This window comes from Amycolatopsis solani (assembly GCF_033441515.1).
Lineage (GTDB): Bacteria > Actinomycetota > Actinomycetes > Mycobacteriales > Pseudonocardiaceae > Amycolatopsis > Amycolatopsis solani.
Genome location: NZ_JAWQJT010000002.1, coordinates 24,642 through 45,398 on the forward strand (window position 1 = coordinate 24,642; position 20,757 = coordinate 45,398).

Annotated in this window: 23 protein-coding genes; 7 read left to right on the forward strand and 16 right to left on the reverse strand. The window is 72.4% G+C overall.

Going from position 1 to position 20,757, the window contains the following annotated elements; translation table 11 throughout:
* Positions 1–7: 7 nt before the first annotated feature.
* From SD460_RS20975 to SD460_RS20995, 5 genes are all read right to left on the reverse strand, one after another.
* Positions 8–1,072 carry an acetate/propionate family kinase gene (locus SD460_RS20975; RefSeq protein WP_290056515.1) on the reverse strand — a complete coding sequence of 355 codons (1,065 nt, stop codon included), beginning with the start codon at positions 1,070–1,072 and terminating at the stop codon, positions 8–10.
* Complete coding sequence (locus SD460_RS20980; protein WP_290056516.1) at positions 1,060–3,342, reverse strand: phosphoketolase family protein; 2,283 nt, start codon at positions 3,340–3,342, stop codon at positions 1,060–1,062. Before SD460_RS20980 ends, SD460_RS20975 begins: the two co-directional genes overlap by 13 nt.
* The gene (locus tag SD460_RS20985; RefSeq protein WP_290056517.1) at positions 3,342–3,779 is read right to left on the reverse strand and encodes a PPOX class F420-dependent oxidoreductase; all 438 of its coding nucleotides are present in this window, start codon (positions 3,777–3,779) and stop codon (positions 3,342–3,344) included. Before SD460_RS20985 ends, SD460_RS20980 begins: the two co-directional genes overlap by 1 nt.
* Before the next feature lie 25 nt (positions 3,780–3,804).
* On the reverse strand, positions 3,805–4,278 hold the full coding sequence (locus SD460_RS20990) for an SRPBCC family protein (protein ID WP_290056518.1): 474 nt from the start codon (positions 4,276–4,278) through the stop codon (positions 3,805–3,807).
* A gap of 63 nt (positions 4,279–4,341) precedes the next feature.
* Positions 4,342–4,761 (reverse strand): DUF6292 family protein, encoded by a 420-nt coding sequence (locus SD460_RS20995; RefSeq protein ID WP_290056519.1) that lies wholly within the window; start codon positions 4,759–4,761, stop codon positions 4,342–4,344.
* 103 nt (positions 4,762–4,864) lie between these two features.
* Between SD460_RS20995 and SD460_RS21000 the strand changes: the two genes are divergently transcribed.
* Positions 4,865–5,314 (forward strand): MSMEG_6728 family protein, encoded by a 450-nt coding sequence (locus tag SD460_RS21000; protein WP_290056520.1) that lies wholly within the window; start codon positions 4,865–4,867, stop codon positions 5,312–5,314.
* Positions 5,315–5,351: 37 nt separating this feature from the next.
* A complete protein-coding gene (locus SD460_RS21005) occupies positions 5,352–6,710 on the forward strand; it encodes a cytochrome P450 (RefSeq protein WP_318306583.1) in 1,359 nt (452 codons plus the stop codon).
* 11 nt (positions 6,711–6,721) lie between these two features.
* Here the strand turns inward: SD460_RS21005 and SD460_RS21010 are convergent, their stop codons facing one another.
* From SD460_RS21010 to SD460_RS21020, 3 genes are all read right to left on the reverse strand, one after another.
* Positions 6,722–7,204, reverse strand: a complete 483-nt coding sequence (locus SD460_RS21010; RefSeq protein WP_290056522.1) for a hypothetical protein — start codon at positions 7,202–7,204, stop codon at positions 6,722–6,724.
* Entirely contained in the window at positions 7,201–9,546 is a 2,346-nt protein-coding gene (locus tag SD460_RS21015) for a molybdopterin oxidoreductase family protein (protein ID WP_290056523.1), read from the reverse strand. The genes SD460_RS21010 and SD460_RS21015 overlap by 4 nt, the downstream gene beginning before the upstream one ends.
* A 61-nt stretch (positions 9,547–9,607) precedes the next feature.
* Positions 9,608–10,081 (reverse strand): MarR family winged helix-turn-helix transcriptional regulator, encoded by a 474-nt coding sequence (locus SD460_RS21020; RefSeq protein ID WP_290056524.1) that lies wholly within the window; start codon positions 10,079–10,081, stop codon positions 9,608–9,610.
* An 87-nt stretch (positions 10,082–10,168) separates the two neighbouring features.
* Between SD460_RS21020 and SD460_RS21025 the strand changes: the two genes are divergently transcribed.
* The gene (locus SD460_RS21025) at positions 10,169–11,962 is read left to right on the forward strand and encodes a thiamine pyrophosphate-requiring protein (RefSeq protein ID WP_290056525.1); all 1,794 of its coding nucleotides are present in this window, start codon (positions 10,169–10,171) and stop codon (positions 11,960–11,962) included.
* A gap of 56 nt (positions 11,963–12,018) precedes the next feature.
* Complete coding sequence (locus SD460_RS21030) at positions 12,019–12,498, forward strand: hemerythrin domain-containing protein (RefSeq protein WP_290056526.1); 480 nt, start codon at positions 12,019–12,021, stop codon at positions 12,496–12,498.
* Positions 12,499–12,510: 12 nt separating this feature from the next.
* Here the strand turns inward: SD460_RS21030 and SD460_RS21035 are convergent, their stop codons facing one another.
* Positions 12,511–13,563, reverse strand: a complete 1,053-nt coding sequence (locus tag SD460_RS21035; RefSeq protein WP_290056527.1) for an NAD-dependent epimerase/dehydratase family protein — start codon at positions 13,561–13,563, stop codon at positions 12,511–12,513.
* A gap of 39 nt (positions 13,564–13,602) precedes the next feature.
* Positions 13,603–15,030, reverse strand: coding sequence for an MFS transporter (locus SD460_RS21040; protein ID WP_318306584.1), 1,428 nt, complete (start codon positions 15,028–15,030; stop codon positions 13,603–13,605).
* Between the two features lie 86 nt (positions 15,031–15,116).
* Between SD460_RS21040 and SD460_RS21045 the strand changes: the two genes are divergently transcribed.
* A complete protein-coding gene (locus tag SD460_RS21045; protein ID WP_290056529.1) occupies positions 15,117–16,082 on the forward strand; it encodes a TIGR03557 family F420-dependent LLM class oxidoreductase in 966 nt (321 codons plus the stop codon).
* A 10-nt stretch (positions 16,083–16,092) separates the two neighbouring features.
* Here the strand turns inward: SD460_RS21045 and SD460_RS21050 are convergent, their stop codons facing one another.
* Entirely contained in the window at positions 16,093–16,329 is a 237-nt protein-coding gene (locus SD460_RS21050) for a hypothetical protein (RefSeq protein ID WP_290056530.1), read from the reverse strand.
* Complete coding sequence (locus SD460_RS21055; protein ID WP_290056531.1) at positions 16,305–16,772, reverse strand: alpha/beta fold hydrolase; 468 nt, start codon at positions 16,770–16,772, stop codon at positions 16,305–16,307. Before SD460_RS21055 ends, SD460_RS21050 begins: the two co-directional genes overlap by 25 nt.
* A 97-nt stretch (positions 16,773–16,869) precedes the next feature.
* Between SD460_RS21055 and SD460_RS21060 the strand changes: the two genes are divergently transcribed.
* Both SD460_RS21060 and SD460_RS21065 read left to right on the forward strand, forming a co-directional pair.
* The gene (locus SD460_RS21060; protein ID WP_290056532.1) at positions 16,870–17,406 is read left to right on the forward strand and encodes a helix-turn-helix transcriptional regulator; all 537 of its coding nucleotides are present in this window, start codon (positions 16,870–16,872) and stop codon (positions 17,404–17,406) included.
* Positions 17,388–17,846 carry a helix-turn-helix transcriptional regulator gene (locus SD460_RS21065; protein ID WP_318306585.1) on the forward strand — a complete coding sequence of 153 codons (459 nt, stop codon included), beginning with the start codon at positions 17,388–17,390 and terminating at the stop codon, positions 17,844–17,846. The genes SD460_RS21060 and SD460_RS21065 overlap by 19 nt, the downstream gene beginning before the upstream one ends.
* 28 nt (positions 17,847–17,874) lie before the next feature.
* Here SD460_RS21065 and SD460_RS21070 read toward each other — a convergent pair whose 3' ends face one another.
* The 4 genes from SD460_RS21070 to SD460_RS21085 are packed head-to-tail and all read right to left on the reverse strand — an operon-like array spanning position 17,875 to position 20,757.
* Positions 17,875–19,392, reverse strand: coding sequence for a hydroxysqualene dehydroxylase (locus SD460_RS21070; RefSeq protein WP_290056534.1), 1,518 nt, complete (start codon positions 19,390–19,392; stop codon positions 17,875–17,877).
* On the reverse strand, positions 19,389–20,096 hold the full coding sequence (locus tag SD460_RS21075; RefSeq protein WP_318306586.1) for a class I SAM-dependent methyltransferase: 708 nt from the start codon (positions 20,094–20,096) through the stop codon (positions 19,389–19,391). Before SD460_RS21075 ends, SD460_RS21070 begins: the two co-directional genes overlap by 4 nt.
* Complete coding sequence (locus tag SD460_RS21080; protein ID WP_438860616.1) at positions 20,093–20,410, reverse strand: lycopene cyclase domain-containing protein; 318 nt, start codon at positions 20,408–20,410, stop codon at positions 20,093–20,095. The genes SD460_RS21075 and SD460_RS21080 overlap by 4 nt, the downstream gene beginning before the upstream one ends.
* Positions 20,410–20,757, reverse strand: a complete 348-nt coding sequence (locus SD460_RS21085; protein ID WP_290056536.1) for a lycopene cyclase domain-containing protein — start codon at positions 20,755–20,757, stop codon at positions 20,410–20,412. The genes SD460_RS21080 and SD460_RS21085 overlap by 1 nt, the downstream gene beginning before the upstream one ends.

Genomic DNA, 20,757 nt, shown 5'->3' on the forward strand with positions numbered 1-20,757 from the left:
CCGGGGTTCATCGGAGGGCGCCCGCCGCGGCGCGCGCCAGTTCGAGCTCTTCGCGGGACTGGATGGCCAGGACCGGCGTCGGCGCGCCCGGCGGGCTGATCACCGCGTCTTCTTCGCGGACGCGGGAAAGCCCGCCGGTGAGCCCGAGGACACCCAGCCCGCCGGCGACGGCTTCGGCCACCTCGGGCTGGTCCCAGCCGATGTCGCCGGTGAACACGAGCGCGTCGATCCGGTCGAGGCTCGCCGCCACCGCGGCCAGCTCCCGGCGAGTCCGGTGCTCGAACACGGCGAGGGCGAACCGGGCCTTGACGTCGCCGCCGCGGGCGTCGCGGACGAGGTCGCGCGTGTCGTCGGAGGTGCCGGACAGGCCGAGCAGCCCGGAATGGTGGTAGAGCCCGTCCTCCAGCTCGTCCACCGACAGCTTGCCCTCGCGCAGCAGCCACAGCAGCAGGCCCGGGTCCACGGACCCCGACCGCTTCGCCATCATCGTGCCCTCCAGCGGCGTGAACCCCATCGACGTGTCGACGCTGCGCCCGCGCGCCACCGCGGTCACCGAGCAGCCGCCCGACAGGTGCGCGACCAGCAGGTTCAGGTCTTCGGCCGGCCGCCGGAGCACTTCGGCCGCGCGCCGCGCAGCCCAGCTGAAGGACAGGCCGTGGAAGCCGTAGCGGCGCAGGTCCCAGCGGGCTCGCCAGCGCGCGGGCAGCGGGTAGGTGCGGGCGACTTCCGGGATGGTCCGGTGGAAGGCGGTGTCCGGGCAGACGACGTGCTTCGCGTCCGGCAGCAAGGAAGTCAGCTGGTCCAGCAGGGCCTCGGTGTTCGGTACGTGCTCCGGAGCGAGGGAGCGGGCCTCGGCGATCGTCGCGCGCACGGCCGCGGTCACGAGGGTGGGCTCGACGAGGTCGGGGCCACCGTGGACGAGCCGGTGCGCGACCACGCCGACCGCGCCGATCTTGTCCACAAAGGATTCGACGTCGTCGTCGGCGGAGTCGACGACTTCCCGGTCGCGCACGAGGTGCAGGCGCAGGCTCCCGGAGCCGGGGTTGACCGTCAGCACGGTCACCTCGGCCACCGCCAGCCGGTGATCTCGGCCGGGTCTTCGCCGTCCCGGTAGGCGCGGGCCAGCACCTCGTCGCGCTGCCGCCGGAACCCGCGGGCGAGGTCGCCGCCGGCCGAGGACCAGCCGCGAGCGCGCGTGACGGCGTCGGCGGCCAGGTCGTGGCGGGTCATCGAGTTGCCGGCCAGCAGGTCGAAGGGGGTGGTCGTGGTGCCTTCCTCGCGGTAGCCGTGCACGTGGAACCGCTGCGTGGCGGGCCGGCCGTGCAGCACCTCGTGGACGGCCGAGGGGTACCCGTGGAAGGCGAAGACCACCGGGACGTCCTCGCCGAAGCACTCGGCGAAGGCCTCGCCGGACAGGCCGTTGGGGTGCCGGTCGGCCGGGCACAGCGAGAGCAGGTCGACGACGTTGACCACGCGCACCCGCAGGTCCGGTGCCGCGTCGGCGAGCAGCCGCACGGCGGCGAGCGTCTCGACGGTCGGTGTCGTCCCTGCGCACGCGAGCACGGCGTCGGCCTCGCCGTCGTGACCGGCCCAGTGCCAGACCGCGGCGCCGGCCCGGCAGTGGGCGCGGGCTTCGGCGGGGGAGAGCCAGACCGGTCCGGCCTGCTTACCGGCGACGACGACGTTGATCAGGCCGGTCGAGGCCAGGCAGCGGTGCATCGTCTCCAGCAGGGTGTTGGCGTCCGGCGGCAGGAAAACCCTGGCCGTGTCGGCCTTCTTGGTCAGCATCTGGTTGATGAAGCCGGGACCCTGGTGGCTGTAGCCGTTGTGCTCCTGGCGCCAGCCGTCGCTGGTGAGCAGGTAGTTGAGGCTCGCCACCGGAGCCCGCCACGGCACTTCGCCGGACTTCTTGAGGAACTTGGCGTACTGGTTGACCATGCTGTCCACAATGGACACGAAGGCTTCGTAGCACGGGAAGAGCCCGTGCCGCCCGGTGAGCAGGTAGCCCTGCAGCCAGCCCTGGCAGAGGTGTTCCGACAGCACTTCGAGGACCCGGCCGCGCGCCGCGAGGTGCTCGGTGTGGCCCGGCACCTCGCGGTCGAACTGCCGCGCGGTGACGTCCAGCAGCGTGCCGAGCTTGTTGGACTCCAGCTCGTCCGGGCAGACGACGCGGAACGTCTCCGGCGCGCGCCGGACGAGCTCGGCGAGCCAGGCACCGAGCACCTCGGTCGGGCTTTCGTCCGTCCCGCCGGGCTCGGAGACGTCGACGGCGAACTTCGCGACGTCGGGCAGCGGCAGGTCCTGCCGGAGTTTTCCGCCGTTCGCCTGGGGGACGCGGCCGAGCCGCAGCTGCGGCTCCGGCGGCACGGCGAGCAGGTCGGGCGCGGGAACACCGTCGGCGTCGAACAGCTCGTCGGGCCGGTACGAACGCAACCACCGCTCCAGCTCGGCGAGCTGCGCCGGGTCGTCGGCGGCGCCGGGCAGCGGGACCTGGTGGGCGTGGAACGTGCCTTCGAGCGGGGTGCCGTCCGGCGAGGTCGCCGGCAGACCCATGCCCTTGGTGCTGCGCAGGACGATCATCGGCGGCGGCCCGCTGTCCTGGGCGTGCGCGCGGGCCAGTGCGTCGGCGAGCGGGGTGTCCGGGTCGTCGGCCCCACGGACGTCGACGAGCAGCGGGGTCCAGCCGCAGCCGGTGAAGTAGGCGAGGAGCTCGTCGTCCGACATCGCTTCGTAGAGAGTCGGTGACGCGATCTTGTAGCCGTTGAGGTGCAGGATCGGCAGCACGCGCCCGTCACCCGGACTGGTGAACTTGGGGCTGTGCCAGGACGCGGCGGTCGGCCCGGTTTCCGCTTCGCCGTCCCCGACGACGCAGGCGACGAGCAGGCCGGGGTCGTCGAACGCCGCCCCGAACGCGGTGGCCAGTGCGTAGCCGAGCTCGCCGCCTTCGTGGATGACGCCGGGGACCTCGGGGGAGAGGTGGCTGGGGAAGCCGCCCGGCCAGGAGAACCGCCGGACGAGCTCGGCGAGCCCGTGGCCGTCGAGGCCCAGCCGCGGGTCGTACTCGGCGTGCGTGCCTTCGAGCCACAGGTTGGCGTGGATCGCCGGGGCGCCGTGCCCGGGACCGGTGACGAGCAGGGTGCGCTGCCCGGTCCCGGCGACCAGCCGGTTCAAGCCGGCGTAGATCAGCGTGAGGCCGGGGCAGGTGCCCCAGTGGCCGAGCGGCCGCGGCTTGAGGTGCTCGCGCCGCAGCGGCTCGGCCAGCAGGACGTTGTCCTTGAGGTGGATCATCGCCGCGGCCAGGTAGTCGCACGCCCGGCGGTAGCGGCGAAGGGTGTCGTCCATCAGTCGGCGACGCCGTTGCCCTGGTCGATGTAGGTCTGCCGCTCCGGCGTGACGCGCAGGATCACGCGCTCGGACTTGATCGCCTCGGGCGGGTAGTCCTCGCCGGTGTACTTGCGGGCGAGTTCGTCGACCTGGCGGCGGGCGCGTTCGCCGTTCTCCACGCCGGTCACCTTGCCGCGGACCTCCGCGTAGCGGTACGGGTCCTGCTCATCGCGGATGAGCACGGTGATCCGCGGGTCGCGGGCGACGTTGTGGGCCTTCGTCCGGTGGGTTTCGGTGTTGAGGACGATCTCGCCGTCCTCGACGTGGACCCAGATCATCTGGGTCTGCAGCCGCCCGCTGGGCAGGACCGTCGTGACCGCGGCGAATTTCTTGCCGGTGGCCAGTTCCACGGTTTCGGGCATCAGCTCAGGGCCGTCCGCGGTGCGTGCGGGCATGCCGGCTCCCTCCGGTCGCGGCGAGTCAGGCGCGGTGCTGGCCGGGGCGGTCGACGTCGCCGCGCCACGCGCCGGTCTCGTGACCGTCGCGGTCCTCGATGAACTTCTTGAAGCGGTCCAGGTCGCCCTGCACGCGGTGGTCGAGGACGCCGAGCTTGTCGGCGGCGGTTTCCACGAAGCCGTCGGGGTCGATGTCCATCTGGACGGTGACCCGGGTGGTGGTGTCGCCGAGCCGGTGCACGGTGACGACGCCGGCGTGGTTCGGGCCGGAGTCGGACTTCCAGGCGACGCGCTCGTCGGGGTTCTGCTCGGTGATCGTGGCGTCGAACTCACGGGTGACGCCGGCGACGCTGACGGTCCAGTGGGTGTGGGTGGCGTCGCGCTGCTCGATGCGGTCGACGCCCTCCATGAACCGGGGGAATTCGGTGAACTGGGTCCACTGGTTGTAGACGGTGGGCACGTCCGCTTCGACGTCGACGGACTTGGTGATCGTGCTCATGCCGCGGTCAGCTCCTTTTCGTGGTCGGGGGTACAGCACTCGCTGTGCACGGCCACCCTCCGGCTACCCCGTGTGCGGTCGCGCAAACGAGCGTCGGCAGCCCGCGTAGCGATCCAGCACCCGGCTGAGCCGATCGCCCGCGCACTGGCGGCGGACGAGGCGCTCGCCTCGAGCCGCGAGGGCGCCGAGAGCGAAGTCCGCGACCGCTCGCGGGTCCGGTGTGGACTCGCCCCGGAGTTCGGCGAAGACGTGCAACGAACCGGATCTGCCCTCCGCCGCGGCCAGTTGCCAGCCACCGGCGGAATCCCAGAGCAGAGCCAGGCTCGTCGCCGTCGCGTCGGCCGGGCAGCCGGCGAACCGGATCTGCCCGTACCGCGGGTCGTCGGGCTCGACGGCGGCGTCTTCGAGCGGCAGCCCGAGCACGGTGGCGACGTCACCGAGGTACGCGAGCGCCGACTGTCTTCCCGAAAGGTGGGTCTCCACGGTTCACCTGCCTGCCTCGAGGCCGTAGTACCACCGGATACCCGGACGGCGGCGGGAGAAACCCCGGCGGTTGGTGGTCGGTTCGCGGGGTACTCGCGCCCCGATGCAGACGTTCCTCCCCCTGCCGGACTTCACCGACAGCGCCCGGGCGCTCGACAGGCGGCGCCTGGGCAAGCAACGCGTCGAGACGCTGCAGGTGCTGCGCGGGCTGGTCGTGCCGGGCTACGGCTGGCGGCACCACCCCGCCGTGAAGATGTGGGTGGGCTACGAGGAGGCGCTCGTCCGCTACGGCCTGGAGGTGTGCACCGTCTGGCAAGCGACCGGTGCCGCCGACACCTGCGCCCTGAAGCTCGTCGACGAATACCAGGGTGCCGCGGTGCGGAGCCAGGCCGAACTGGCCGCGGCCGGGGAGCTGCCCCCTTGGCTGGGTGACGACGCGGTGCACCGCAGTCATCGCTCCGCACTCGTGCGCAAGGATCCGGCGCACTACGCGGCCCTGTTCTCGGACGTCCCTCCCGATCTGCCCTACGTGTGGCCGCCCTCGGACCGGTGACCGGATTCGGACTTCGCGGAGTGGGTATGCCGACGGCATGACGACGCGACCAGCACCCCGCGCCATCCCTTCGGACGAAGCGCTCTCGGCCGCCGCGCCGGAATCCGTCACGCAAGCGTCCCTTGCGGACACCTTCCGGGTGGTGGGACGCGTCCTGGTGCCCACCGTGCTGACCGGCGTCGTCAAACGCCGGCCGCGAGTCATGGCGCTCGCGCAGAAGCTGCAGACCGACCGGGCCGCCGTGCGCCTGCTCGGCGAACTCCGCCACCGCTACGGCCACGCGCTGCGCCTGCGGCTTCCCGCGCGTCCGGTCGCCCTCGCGCTCACCCCGGAGGCCGTCGGCGGCGTCCTCGCGGGCACGCCGTCGCCGTTCAGCCCGGCGAGCAAGGAGAAGAAGGCGGCGCTGGGCAAGTTCCAGCCGCACGGTGTCCTCATCTCCGAAGGACCCGAGCGCACGGCCCGGCGCGAGCTGAACGAAGCCGTCCTCGAACCCGGCCGGGCCGTGCACGAACTCGCGGATCCGTGGGCGCGGACGATCGCCGGCCAAGCCCGCGACCTGCTCGGCGGGGACACCCTCGACTGGGACGAGTTCACCGCCCACTGGTGGCGGATCGTCCGGCAGGTGACGCTCGGCGGCGACACGGCCGAGGACCGGGAGCTCACCGACTTGCTGGCGCCGCTGCGGCGCGCGGGGAACTGGGCTTACGCGACGCCCGGCCACCGCCGCACGCGGGAGCGCTTCCTCGAACTGGTCCGGCGCCAGGTCGCGCTGCGGCGCCCGGGCAGTCTCGCCGCGGCGTTGGCCGCCGAGCCCGCGGCGGAAGGGGTGGACCCGGCCGGCCAGCTGCCGCATTGGCTGTTCGCCTTCGACGCCGCCGGCATCGTCGCGTTCCGGACACTGGCGTTGTTCGCCACGCTCCCGGACCAGCTCGCGGCGGTCCGAAAGGAACTCGACGGCGTCGACCTGACCGAGCCGCAGCAGCTGCCGAGGCTGCGCGCGAGCGTGCTGGAGTCGGTGCGGCTGTGGCCGACGACCCCGGCGCTGCTGCGCGAGACCCGCGGCGAGACGGCGTGGGGCCCGGACCGCACCACGATCATGGTCTACACGCCGTACTTCCACCGCGATCCGGAGCGCCTCCCGTACGCCGACCGCTTCGAGCCGGAGATCTGGCTCGACGGCCGCGCGGCGAACAACGCGGCCCTGGTCCCCTTCAGCGGCGGCCCGGGCGCGTGCCCGGGCCGGGACGTCGTGCTGTTCGCAACGCCGACGCTGTTGGCCAATCTGGTGGCCGAGCACGACTTCCGGCTCGTGGGGACGGCGCTGGAACCGGGAAACCTGCCGCTGACGCTGGACAACTTCGGCTTGCGCTTCGAAGTCGGCGATCGCCGGTCCTGACGGGCCGGGCTTCAGCTGGCGAGGATCTGCGGCGAGAGGATCTTGAGCATCGCGTTCGTCCACTTCAGCTGCCGCAGCGTCTGCGGGTGGCAGCGGGTGGCGAGGGCCAGCAAATCCGTGTCCTTGACCGCCTGCGCGCCCTGGGCCAGCAGTTCCCAGTCCAGGGACACGCCCGCGGCCTTGCGATGCAGGCGGCGCAGATCGGCGAGCAGCACCAGGCCCGGCTCGGGACGGCGGCCGGTCAGCTCGGACGCGGTCGTGCGGAGCGCCGTCAGCGGGGCCGATGGGACCGGAGCGTCGCCGGAAAGGTGAACGTCGTAGTGCCGGCCGGCGTCGGCGAGGTCGCGGAGGTGGGCGTGGGACCAGCGGGCGAGGTCGTGGGCGACGTGGTGGACCTCGTGCTCGACGGCGTGCCGATCGGCCACCTTGAGCAGGTCCTTCGCCAGCGCCGTCTCCGACCGGTGCAGTTCACGGATGGCCAGGCCGAGCTTCACCGGGCGCCTCCCAGGGCGTCGAGGCCGCGGATGCGAGCCGCGGCCGTCTTGAACAGGGGCTGCTTGGACACCGGGTCCCAGTCGGTCATGGTGAGTTCGTTCGCCGCGCGGCCGCCCTCGTGGCCGGCGGGGTCGTCGGTGTCGAAGTAGCCGTAGTGGAACGGGATGAACAACACGCCTTCGCGGATCCCGCCCACTCGCACGCGCGCGCGGACTTCGCCCCGGGGTGTGGTGATCGCGGCCCGGTCGCCCTCGTGCAGGCCGAGGCGTTTCGCGTCCCCATCGGACACCTCCACCCAGGACTCCGGCGCGGCGGCCTGCAGTTCCGGTGCACGGGCGGTCTTGGTGCGGGTGTGGAAGTGGTAGATGGTGCGGCCGGTGATCAGCGCGAACGGAAACGTCTCATCCGGTGACTCGTGCGGTTCGAGGTACTCGGCCGCCTTGAGCATCGCTTTGCCGTCGGGATTCATCGCCCGGTATTCGCCCGGTTCGACCGGCGCGCCGGTGATCAGGTCGCGGCCGTAGCTCTCGCAGTGGTCGGGCTGGGCGAAGAACTCGCCGTCGGTGTAGAGCCGCTCGGTGCCGTCGGGGTGTTCGCCGGTGCAGGGCCATTGGACGCCGCTGGTGGCGCGGAGCTTCTCGTAGCTGAGGCCGGTGTAGTCGCACGGCCGGCCCGCGGACGCGCGCTTCCACGCTTCGAACGCCGACTCGGCGTCGTGCCACGGCGGGAGCGGTGCGCCGTCCTGGTCGCGGAAATCCATCCGGCGGGCGTAGTCGAGCAGGATGTCCAGGTCCGGACGGGCTTGCCCGGGCGGCTCGACGGCTTTCTCCGACAGGTGCACCGTGCGGTCGGCGTTGGTGAACGTGCCGGTCTTCTCACCCCAGATCGCCGCGGGCAGCACGACGTCGGCGAGTTCGGCGGTCTCGGTGCGGAAGGCGTCCTGGACGACGAGGAAGAGCCGCTCCTGGGCCAGGATCGAGCGGATCCGCCGCAGCTCCGGCAGCGAGACCGCCGGGTTGGTCGCCGAGACCCACAGGAACCGCAGGGTGCCGTTTTCGGCGTAGCGCAGCAGCTGCATCAGGTGCGTCGGCGGGCCGTAGTGCGGAATCCGGCTCACTTCGACGTTCCACAGCCGGGCCAGCTCGGCGACGTGGCCGTCGTTGGCCCAGTTGCGGAAGCCGGTGAGGTCGCCGTCGGCGCCGCACTCGCGGGTGTTCTGCGCGGTGGGCTGGCCGTTCATCTGCAGCACGCCGGCGCCGGGCTTGCCGAGCATGCCGCGCACCAGGTTGAGGTTGTTGACTTGCACCGCCGCCGCGGCCGCCTGGTGGGACTGGTAGAAGCCCTGCAGGACAGTGCACAGTAGACGGCCGGCCGAGCCGAGCAGCCGTGCCGCGGCGCGGATCTCGGCTTCGGTCAGGCCGCAGATCCCGGCGACGCGCTCGGGCGGGTAGCCGGCGACCATCGCCTTGAGGTCTTCGTAGCCGACGGTGCAGCGTTCGACGTACTCGTGGTCGACCCGGTCGTCGGCGATGATCAGGTGCAGGAGGCCGTTCATCAGCGCGAGGTTGGTGCCCGGCAACGGCGCGAGGTGCAGCGTGGCCGCGCGGGCGACCGGGGTGTCACGCGGGTCGACGCACAGGATCTCCGGCGGGTTCGGGCCGGCGAGCCGGTCGAGGATGCGCGACCACAGCACGGCCTGGGTCTCGGCGACGTTGTGCCCGAACAGGGCGATGACGTCGGCGTGGTCGACATCGGTGTAGGACGCCGGCTGGCCGTCGCTGCCGAAGGACTCCTTGAGCGCGGCGGCGGCGGTCGCGGTGCAGAGCCGGGTGTTGCCGTCGAGGTGGTTCGTGCCGAGGCCGGCGCGCGCGATGGTGGCGAGGGTGTAGTACTCCTCGGCGAACAGCTGCCCGCTGGTGTAGAAGCCGATCGCGCTGGGCCCCTGCTCGGCCAGGAGTTCCTTGCTGTGCTCGACGATCCGGTCCATCGCCTCGTCCCAGCTCGCCTCGACGAGCTCGCCGTCGCGGCGGATCAACGGCGTGGTCAGCCGGTCCGCCGACGCGTTGGCCTGCCAGCCGAAGAGGTCCTTCGGGTCCAGGCGGCCGCGGTTGACGCGGTCGTCGGCCCGGCCGCGCACGCCGACGATCTCGCCGTCCTTGACCGCGATGTCGAGGCCGTCGCCGTTGGAGTGCAGGACCGCGGCGCTGCGGACCCAGCGGTCCACGTCGGCCGGTGCCAGTCCGTCGGCGAGGTGGCGGTCCACGCGCACGGGCCATTCGCCGCCCGGTCCGTACGGCGTTCGCGTGCCCCACGGCTGGTCGATGCCGTCACGTCCGGCCAAGGTCGCACCTCCCGAAGGTCATCCGTCCCGGCTACCCGGGAGATCGCGACGCAAACACGGGTCATTTGCCGGGCGCAACGATCGAGGGGATGGGGTCGCCTTCGGCGGCAGCACGGGCGAAAGCCGTGAAGCCCGCGACGACCGAGGCCCGGACGTCGTCGCCGAGCCGCCCGAGCACGTCGTCGAGGACGCGACGGCGCCGCTGGTCGACCCGCTCGACCAGCTGACGCCCGCGCGCGGTCGGCGCCAGGAGCGTCTCACGCCGGTTCAGCGGGTTCTGGGCCTTTTGCAGCAGATCAAGGCTGGTCAGGCGCTCGCAGGCGCGGGTGACGGTGGACGGGTTCAGCCCCAGCTCGGCAGCGACGCGGCTCATCGTCACCGGCGTGCGCTCGCCGACGACGCGCAACGCGCGGAACTGCGTCAGCGTCAGCTGCCCGGCGTGGTCCTCGACGGTCGAGTCCGCGATCGCCACCATCGCCCGCAGGGCGGCCAGCGCCGCGTCGGTGTCGTGGTTCGGCCCGTTCGTTTGCGGCACGCAAGCATGGTATCGGCTGAGCACGCGTACCGGGCCCGGCACCGGGTAACCGCCCAGGACTTTCGATTTATCGGGTGAGGAGTTTTCATGGCTCAGACGGTCGGCGACCACCTGCTCCAGCGCTTGCGCGAGTGGGGCGTCGAACAGGTTTTCGCCTACCCCGGTGACGGGATCAACGGCCTCGTCGCCTCGTTCGGCAAAGCGGGCAACCAGCCTCGATTCGTGCAGACCCGGCACGAGGAAATGGCCGCCTTCGCCGCGGTCGGCTACGCGAAGTTCAGCGGCAACGTCGGCGTCTGCATGGCCACCTCCGGCCCCGGCGCCATCCACCTGCTCAACGGCCTCTACGACGCCAAGCTCGACCACGTCCCGGTCGTCGCGATCGTCGGGCAGACCGCCCGCAGCGCGATGGGTGGCAGCTACCAGCAGGAAATCGACCTGCAGGCGCTGTTCAAGGACGTCGCCAGCGAATACCTCGTCGAGGTCAACGTCGCCGAGCAGCTGCCCAACGCGCTCGACCGCGCGATCCGCATCGCACAGGCGTCTCGCTGCCCGACCGCCCTGATCATCCCCGCGGACCTGCAGGAAGAGCCCTACGCGGCGCCCAAGCACGCGTTCAAGCAGGTGCCCTCCAGCCCGCCGAGCACCTCCTGGCCCACCCCGGTCCCGCACGAGGCCGATCTCGATGCCGCGGCCGAGGTGCTCAACGCCGGTGAGAAGGTCGCCGTCCTGGTGGGGCAGGGTGCCCGCGGCGCGGCCGCGGAGGTCCGGCAGCTCGCCGAGGTCACCGGCGCGGGAGTGGCGAAAGCCCTGCTGGGCAAGGACGTGCTGCCCGACGACCTGCCCTGGGTGACCGGGGCGATCGGGCTGCTGGGCACCCGGCCGAGCTACGAGCTGATGCGTGACTGCGACACGCTGCTGATCGTCGGCTCGAACTTCCCCTACAGCCAGTTCCTGCCGGACTTCGGCCAGGCCCGCGCGGTGCAGATCGACCTGGACGGCCGGTTCATCGGGATGCGCTACCCGACCGAGGTCAACCTCGTCGGCGACAGCGCGGCCACTCTCCGCGCGCTGCTGCCCAAACTGGAAAGCAAGCCGGACCGCTCGTGGCGGGAGACGATCGAGAAGAACGTCGCCTCCTGGTGGGACACGATCGAGCGGGAAGCCGCGGTGGCCGCCGACCCGGTGAACCCGATGGCCGTCGTGTCGGAGCTGTCGAAGCGGATCCCGGACAACGCGATCGTCACCGCGGATTCCGGGTCCTCCACCAACTGGTACGCCCGCAACCTGCGTATCCGCGGTGAAATCCGCGGGTCGCTGTCGGGGACGCTGGCCACGATGGGCCCGGGGGTGCCGTACGCCATCGGCGCGAAGTTCGCCCACCCCGACCGGCCGGTGATCGCGCTCGTCGGCGACGGCGCCATGCAGATGAACGGCCTCGCCGAGCTGATCACCATCGCCCGCTACCAAAGCCTGTGGAGCGACCCGACCTGCGTGATCTGCGTCTTCCACAACAACGACCTCAACCAGGTCACCTGGGAGCTGCGCGCGATGGGCGGCGCGCCGAAGTTCGAGGAGTCCCAGAGCCTGCCGGACGTCGACTACGCCGGTTTCGCGCTCTCCCTCGGGCTCACGGCGGTCACCGTCGACCGGCCGGACCAGCTCGCGTCGGCGTGGGACACCGCGCTGGCCGCGGGCAAGCCGGCCGTGCTGGACGTCCGGTGCGACCCCGAGGTCCCGCCGATCCCGCCGCACGCCACCTTCGAGCAGATGAAGTCCGCCGCCCAGGCGGTGCTGAAGGGCGACCCCGATGCGTTGCACCTCGTCGCACAGGGCGTCAAGACGAAGCTGCAGGAGTTCCTGCCCGGCCGGAAGAACTGACGCTCGGTTGAAGCGGGTCACGCCGGGTATTCCCGGCGGGACGAGAAGGAGAACACATGTCGACCGACGCGATCGTGCTGCTCAAAAAGGATCACCAGGAAGTCGAGAAGCTGTTCAAGAAGTTCGAAAAGGCCGGGGACGACGCCTTCGAGGAGAAGCGGCAGCTCGTCGACGCGATGATCGAAGAGCTGACGACGCACACCTACATCGAAGAAGAGATCTTCTACCCGGTCGCCAAGGAAGCCGTCCCGGAGACGCGGGACCACGTGCTGGAAAGCGTCGAAGAGCACCACGTGATGGTGTGGCTGATGGCGGAACTGCGGGACTTGGACCCGCAGGACGAAACCTTCGACGCCAAGGTCACCGTCCTCACCGAGAACGTGCGGCACCACGTCGAGGAAGAAGAGGACGAGTGGTTCCCGGAGGTGCGCAAGGCGCTGGGCCGCAAGCGCCTCCAGGAGGTGGGGCAGCAGATGCTCGACGCCCGCCCGGACGCGCCCAAGGATCCGCTGAAGATCTCCAGCGCGCACGCCTGACGGCGGCGTGGCTCAGGGGCGGCGGCCGACGCCGGTGGCGAGTTCGTGCCGGCGCCGGCCATCCGGCGCGAGGGGAGCGGTGTCGGTGCCCGCGCCGGTGCGCAACCCGGCGAAGAACTCGTTCAGCGTCTCGGCGGCATCGTGGCGCGGTCGCCAGTCCAGTTCGGCTTCCGCCCGGCCCGTGCTCATCACCGGCAGCCGCATGACCGCGTCGAACAGCCCCGGCGTCGCCGGCACGAGGTGCAGCCGCCAGGCGGCGCCGAGCACCGCGCGGACGGCGGGGACGGGCACCGGCACCGGCCGTGCGCCGAACATCCCGGCGACGAACCGGGTGCCGACGACCGGTGCGGTGGCGACGTTGAACGCGCCGGTCACCGGGCGCAGGGTCGCCCGGGTGATCGCGTCCGCCAGGTCCGCGGTGTGCACGACCTGGACCCGCAGGCCGGGCAGGTGCGGCAGGACCGGCACCAGGCCGGGGCGCACCAGGCTGCCGGGGACGAACGGACCACCGAAGAGGCGGCGCTGTTCCGAGGCCGCGGCGCGCTGGAAGACGAACCCCGGCCGGATCCGCACGACGTCGACGCCGGGAGACCGGAGCTCGAACGCGTCCAGCCACCGCTCCAGATAGGCCTTCTCGCGGGTGTAGGCCGCCCCCGGCCAGCCGTGCGTCGGCCAGCTTTCGTCGACCGCCGCGTCGGTTTCCCGGGGCGAGTACGCGCCGACCGAAGACGAGTAGACGATCTTCGGCACCCCGGCCGCGGCCGCGGCTTCGAACACGCGGATCGAGCCGAGGACGTTCGCTCGCCAGGTCCGCTCGGGCCGCCGCGTGGGCTGGAACAGCCACGCCAGGTGCACGACCGCGTCGGCCCCGCGCAGCAGCGGCACGAGGTCGTCCCGCTCGACGTCGGCCTGCACGAGCCGGACCTTCGGCGAGTGTCCCGGCGCCGGGCGGCGAGCCAGCCCGACGATCGTCTCGACCTGGGGATCGGCCGACAGCGCGGCCACCACACCGGTGCCGATGTTGCCCGTCGCGCCGGTCACCACGATCCGCTTCACGTCCGTCATGTCACGCCGGTTACCCGGCATCGGCGGCCCGAACCGGAGCTAGGTGGCCGGCTGCGCGGACAACGGCTTCGCGATCGACTCCAGCGATCGCCGCTCGGCCCGCACACCCAGCACCGCTTCGGCGAGGCCGCCCGCGATCATCATCCCCGCGCCCAGGTAGTAGCCGAACGCGACGTTGCCGATGACGCCGGTCTCGACCAGGCTGCCGAACAGCACCGGCCCGACGATCCCGCCGAGACCCGTACCCACCGAGTAGAAGATCGCGATCGCCAGCGCCCGCACTTCCAGGGGGAAGATCTCCGACACCGTCAGGTACGCCGAACTCGCGCCCGCCGACGCCAGGAAGAACACCGCGCACCACGCGAGCGTCAATGTGAGCGCCGAAAGCACGCCCGCCTGGAACAGCAGCCCGGTCCCGACGAGCAGCACCCCGGACCCGACGTAACTGGTGACGATCATCGGGCGCCGGCCGACCGAGTCGAAGAACCGCGCGAGGATCAAGGGACCGGCGAAGCTGCCCAGCGCCAGCGGCACGAGGTAGAGACCCACCGAGCCGCTGGAGACGCCGAAGAACCGGCTCAGCACCAGGCCTTGGGTGAAGTACACGGCGTTGTAGAGGAACGCCTGCCCCACGAACAGCGCGAGCCCGAGCAGCGTCCGCCGGGGATAGCTGCGCACCAGGGTCACCGCGACCTCGGTCAGGCTGGTGCGGGTGCGTTCCCGGACTTCGATGGTGTCCTCGACCGGGTCGAGCCGCCGGCCGGTCGTCTCTTCGACGCGCTGTTCGATGCCGGAGACGACTTTGTCGGCTTCGTCGTTGCGGCCGTGGGTGAACAGCCAGCGCGGGCTCTCCGGCACGGTCCGGCGGACGATCAGGATCAGCAGGCCCAGCACCGCGCCGAGCCCGAAGGCCAGGCGCCAGCCCAGCCACGCCGGGATCAGTTCGGCGTCGAGCAGCACCAGGCTCAGCGCCGCGCCGCCGGCCGCGCCGAACCAGTACGAGCCGTTGACGGCCAAGCTGACCGTCGCGCGCCGGCGGGCCGGCACCATCTCGTCGATCGCGGAGTTGATGGCCGCGTACTCGCCGCCGATGCCGGCGCCGGTGAGGAACCGCATGAGGAAGAACCACCACGGCGCGAAGGAGAACGCCGTCAGCACCGTGGCGAGCAGGTACAGGCCGAGCGTCAGCAGGAACAGGCGTTTGCGGCCCCAGCGGTCGGTGAGGTAGCCGAACACCAGCGAGCCGCAGACCGCGCCGGTGACGTAGCACGACGTCGCCAGGCCGATCTGCGTCTCGGTCAGCACCAGTCCGCTGCCGGGCTCGGTCAGCCGGTCGGACAACGCGCTGACGATGGTCACCTCGAGGCCGTCGAGGATCCACACCGTGCCCAGCCCCACGAGCATCAGCCAGTGCCAGGACGACCAGGGCAGCCGGTCCATCCGGGCCGGGACATCGGTTTTCACCACGTCGATCACCTCGCGCCGCGAGTGCCCGGCGGCGATCAGGCGCAAACCGCGCGTGTGTGGCCGGGACGGTGGGGTACCCGGCGGCCATGACGTCGATCGGCTACTTCCTGTCCTGCGAGCAGTACGGCCCGCACGAGCTCGTCGCCCAGGCCCGCGCGGCCGAGCGAGCGGGCTTCGAGCGGCTGTGGATCTCCGACCACTTCCACCCGTGGAACGACGCGCAGGGCCAGAGCCCGTTCGTCTGGTCGGTGATCGGCGCGCTGTCGGAGGCCGTCTCCCTGCCGGTCACGACGGCGGTGACGTGCCCGACCGTCCGGATCCACCCGGCGGTGCTCGCGCAGGCCGCGGCCACCGCCGCCGTCCAGCTGAAGGGGAAGTTCGTGCTGGGCGTCGGCTCGGGGGAGGCGCTCAACGAGCACGTCCTCGGCGACGCCTGGCCTTCCGTCGGGCAGCGGCTGGAGATGCTGGAGGAAGCCGTGGAGGTGATCCGCCTGCTGCACGCGGCGGGCGCGCGCGGCGAGTCCGTGAGCCACCACGGCGTGCACTACGAGGTGCAGGACGCGCGGATCTACACGATGCCCGCCGAGCCGGTGCCGATCTACGTGTCCGGGTTCGGCCCGCAGGCGACCGAGCTGGCCGGGCGGATCGGCGACGGCTACTGCACGGTGTCGCCCGACGGCGATCTCGTGCGGACCTTCCGCGAGTCCGGCGGCGGCGGCAAGCCCGTGCAGGCCGGGATGAAGGTCTGCTGGGACGCCGACACCGAAGCCGCGATCGACCGGGCCCACCGCCTGTGGGCCAACGACGCCCTGCCCGGCCAGCTGGCGCAGATCCTGCCGCGCCCCGAGGACTTCGAGGCCGCGACGAAGTTCGTCCCGCGCGAGGACGTCGCGGAGGCGATCGTCTGCGGCGACGACCCGAAGGCCCACGCCGAGCGGGTGCGTCAGTACGTCGACGCCGGCGTCGACGAGATCTACGTCCAGCAGGTCGGGTCCGACCACGAAGGGTTCCTCCGGGGCTGGCAGGAGCACGTCCTGCCCGAGTTCCGCTGACGGCGCCCGGTCAAGCGGTGCCGGCCACCGCCGCGAGCACCCGGGCGAGTTCGGCCGGCTGGGTGTGCGTCGGCCAGTGGCCGGAGTCGAGGTCCAGGAACTCGAGGTGCTTGACGCGCGCGAGTTCGGGCGCGTCGCCGGCGCTGATCCACTCCTGGGCCTGGGCCGGGGTGAACTCGGGGCACACGACCACCACCGGCACGTCGAAGCGCCGCTCGTCGGTCAGCCGCACGACGCCGGTGGCCACGCCCGCCGGGACGGGGATCGCGGCGGCGGCGAAGGCGCGTCGGCGTCCAGGTCGGCCGAGTCCGGGCCCTCGAACGGTTCCCAGCCGGGGAACGGCATGACGCCGTCCCGGATTTCGAAGAAGTCCGCGTACGGCTTCCCGTCGGAGGTGGGGAAGCCGCCGACGAGGACGACCGCGGCGACCTTGTCCGGACGCGCGTCCGCGGCCAGCCAGGCCAGGGTGGTCGCGGCCGAGTGCCCGACCACCACGGGTTTGCCGGCGGTCGCGTCGACCGCGGCGAGCACGGTCGCCAGCTGGTCGTCGAGGGTGGCGGACGTGGCGCCGTCGCCCTGGCCGGGCAAGGTCAGCGGTACCGGCCTGTGGCCGCGCGACCGGAGCTCGGACGCCACGCCGTCCCAGGCGGATCCGTCGAGCCACAGGCCGGCGATGAGCAGGATGTCCATGAGCGAGTCTCTTTCTCCCGTGCGGTCCGGGCTCACGCTAGAGGCCATTCCGGACAGTCCGCTTCCGGTTCCCGATGCGATCACCTAGCCTGCCCGGGTGCCGAGTGAGCTCAGCCCGACCGCCCGGGCCCTGCGCGCCCTGGAGGTCCTCCAGGCGCGGCCCGGCACGACGGCCGACCAGCTCGCCGAGCGGCTGGGTGTCACCGAGCGCGCCGCCCGCCGCTACGTCGGGATCCTCCGGGAGGCCGGCATCCCGGTCGAGTCGACCCGGGGCCCGCACGGCGGCTACCGGCTCCGGCGCGGGACGCGGCTGCCGCCGATCGTGTTCACCCAGGCCGAGGCGCTGGGCCTGGTCATGGCGGTGCTCGACGGCCAGCCCGCCGCCACCGAGGCCGACGACCCGGTGAACGCCGCGCTCGGCAAGGTCATCGAGGCGCTGCCCGAGGGCGTCGGACGGCAGGCAGCCGCCTTGCGCGAGCACGCCACAGCGGCGCCCGACCGGCACTCGGCCCACCCGGACCCCGCCACGACCAGCGCCCTCGTCGCCGCCGTCGCGGCCAGGCGCCGGGTGGTGATCGCGTACCGCAGCGAGAGCGGCAACGCGTGGGAGGCGAGGTGGACCCGTGGGCGGTAGTGGTCCGCCACGGGCGCTGGTACCTGCTGTGCCATTCCCACCGGGCGGACGCGATCCGCACCTACCGGGTCGACCGGGTCCACGCCGTGGGGCAGACCCCGCACGAGTTCGAGCCCCCCGAGGACCTCGACCCGGTCGCGGCGCTGGAGGAGAACCTGGGCACGGGCTGGGAGTTCCCCACCCGGGTGGTGTTCGACGCCCCGCTGACCGAGGTGGCGCCCTGGATCCGGCCACCCATGGGACGGCTGTACCCCGCGGCGGACGGGTGCGTGCTCGTCGGCAGCACGAACAATCCGGCGATGTACGCGCAGGAGTGGCTGGCGGCCATCCCGTTCGCGTTCCGCGTCGAGGGCGGAGCCGAGCTGCGTGCCGCGGTCGCGGAGGTCGCGACACGGTTCACCGCGGCCCTGGCACCGCACGCCCCAGACGGTCGTGAGTGAAAAAGAGGGTTCTAACCCTCTTTTTCACTCACGACCGCGCTCCAGCGGCGCCGGCGTTGAGACGGTCGAGGACCCGGATCCGCCCGTGGTTGGGCACTGACCGGATCGGGTGGCCCGCCAGGCCCCATTGGCGCAGCAGGGTGTTCGCGGCGGTCCAGCCCGTGGTCGCCGCGCGTTCCATGAGCGCCACCGGCAGGTCGATCCGGATCGCGTCGCCGGCCAGGACCAAGCCGGGCTGGGGCGTCTCGACGGTCGGCCGGTGGGTGAAGCCGCCGACCGGGAACAGCGGGCAGTCCGCCCGCTCGAGGGTGATCGAGCCGACCACCCGCGCGTCGGCGGTCTCGGGGTAGAGCCGGTGCAGGAGCTGGTCCAAGTCCTGCGCGACGCGGTCGGTGTCGTCGCCGGCGGCGTAGGCGTGCAGTTCGACGACCGAGCCGTGGTGCCGCTGGGCCCACCGGCGTGCTTCCCCTTCGTACCGGTCGAGGACGCTGATGTTGTCCAACGGCCGCAGCCCGCCGGTGCCGAGGAAGGCCGGCCGGGCCGCGTCCACGGGCCGGTCGAGCCACAGCCGCCGGACGACGAACGGCGGGGCCGTGCGCAGCCGGGCCACCGCGGCACGCCAGTCCTCGGTGCCCAGGCCGGGTGAGCCGCTCACGATCCGTTGCAGGCCAGGCACATCGCACGCGAGGACGACGGCGTCGAAGAACTCGCCGTCGACGAGGAAACCGCCGGGGCGAAGCTCGACGGCCGTGACCGACTCCCCGGTGCGGATGTCGGCGCGCCGGGCGGAAAGGTAGTCGCCCAAGGGATCCCACAGCGCCTGGGGGAACGGCTCGGTGGGGACGTCGAAGAGCAGCCCTTCGGCCGAGCCGAGGAAGTACAGGTGGAACATCGTCGCCAGCTCGGCCGCGGACAGCTCGCCGGGGTCGGCGAAGAAGCTGCGGGAGAACACGTCGAACGCCAGGTGCCGGGCCGCGGCGGGGAAGTTGATCGCGGCGAGGAACGTGGCCGCGTCGACGTGGTCGAGCTGCTCGTAGACGCGGGGGACGCCGACGCCGGCCAGGGGCAGCGCCCGCCGTCCGTCGAGGCGCAGCAGGTCGCGGGCCCGGAAAGTGGGGCTGCGCAAGGCGAACGCGAGCGCGTTCAACGGCGGGGTGCGCGGCAGCCCGGCGAAGGTGTCCGTGCGGCCGAGCGCGTCGACCAGCGGGTAGTCCGGCACCGCCGTGAGCCGCCGCAGGCCCGGGTCGGTGCGGGCGAGCAGCGCGCGGAGGTTGTAGTACTGGCGGAAGAACGCGTGGAAGCCGCGGCTCATGGTGACCTCGGTGCCGTCCGGCAGCCGCTCGGTCCAACCGCCGACCCGCCCGCCGAGGTACTGCTCGCGCTCGAACACCGTGACCTCGACGCCCCGCTCGACCAGGCCGGTCGCGGCGGTGAGCCCGGCGATGCCGCCCCCGACGACGGCGACGCGGGGTCGGCGGTCGAGCGTCCCGGCATCGGGGAGCCCGGCGGGGGCGGGGTGGAGTTCGGCGCGGCGGTCGCGGCTCACGGGCGGGTGCCCAGGACGGTGTGGACGATCCCGCGCGACCAGCCGGGCATGGTGCCCGTGCGGACGTCGGTGAACCCGGCGCGCGTGAGGCGCGCGCAGAGGTCGCCGACGCCGTCGAAGGCGACGACGCTGCGGCGCAGGTGCCGGTACAGCGTCGCGTCGCCGGTGGCGAGCCGCCCCAGCGGGATGACGACGGCGCCGCACACCGCGTTCCACACCCAGCGGGCGCGCCGCGAGTCCCGCACCGAATACTCGTGCAGCGCGATGCGCCCACCCGGGCGCAGCAGCCCGTACAACTTCGCCAGCTGAGCGTCGGGATCGTCGAGGTTGCGCACCAGGTAGGCGGCGAAGATTGCGTCGAACGGCTCGTCGGCCGTCAGGTCCTCCACGGGCGTGTGGACGAACTCGACGCCCGCCGGCCATCGTTTCGCCCGCGCCTGGGCCAGCATCTCGGCGGACGCGTCGATCGCGGTGACGCGCGCGCCGGGCGCGACCCGCAGCAGCGCGGCGGTCGACGCGCCGGTGCCGCACCCGGCGTCGAGGACCCGTGAGCCGGGGGCCGGGCCGAGGCGCCGGGCCGAGATCCGGAGGTGGTGGTGGTAACCCGGGTTGGCGCCGACGAGCCGGTCGTAGGCCGCGGCGCCGCTGTCGAACGCCGACGGCACCTCCGCGCGCGGCAAACCGTTACGGGTCAACGGGCTCATGCACTCTCCTTTGGCGACTTCCCGCGCTCCCACAGCAGCAGGACGGCGGTGACCATGGCGTAGCCGAACAGGAAGTCCTCGACCGGGATGTCCCAGGGGAACCGCCACCCGGTGATGCCTTCGGGGGAGTACCGGACGATCGGGGCGGACAGCTTCGTCAGCCAGCCGTCCACCGGGACCTGGAACGCGGTCACGATGGCCATCGTGACCCAGTAGGACGGCCGGCGCAGCAGGCCGGTGCGCAGGACGAGCAGTTCGGCGGCGACCACGACGAGCACGGCGGCGACGGCGGGAACCGTGTAACCCCAGGGCATCAGCGCGACACCCGCTCCCGGCGCCGGAGCAGCCGCGCGAGGACCTTGCCGGTCAGCTGCACGGCTTCGTGGGTCAGCAGCCCGCACACCGGGACCACGACGAAGAACAGCACTTCCTCGAGCGGGATCCCCAGCGGCGCCCGCACCCCGATGACGAACTCCGGGGCGAAGTCCCACACGCCGGCGGCGATCGCGACGGCGTCCCAGACCAGGAACACCCCCGCGACCGGCAGCACGGCCCGCGCCAGCCGCCGCGGCCGCCGCCAGACGCGAGCGCCCGCCAGTTCCAGCGGCAGCGTGACGACGACACAGGCGGCGAGGACGAGCAGGTACTCCAGCTTGCCCAC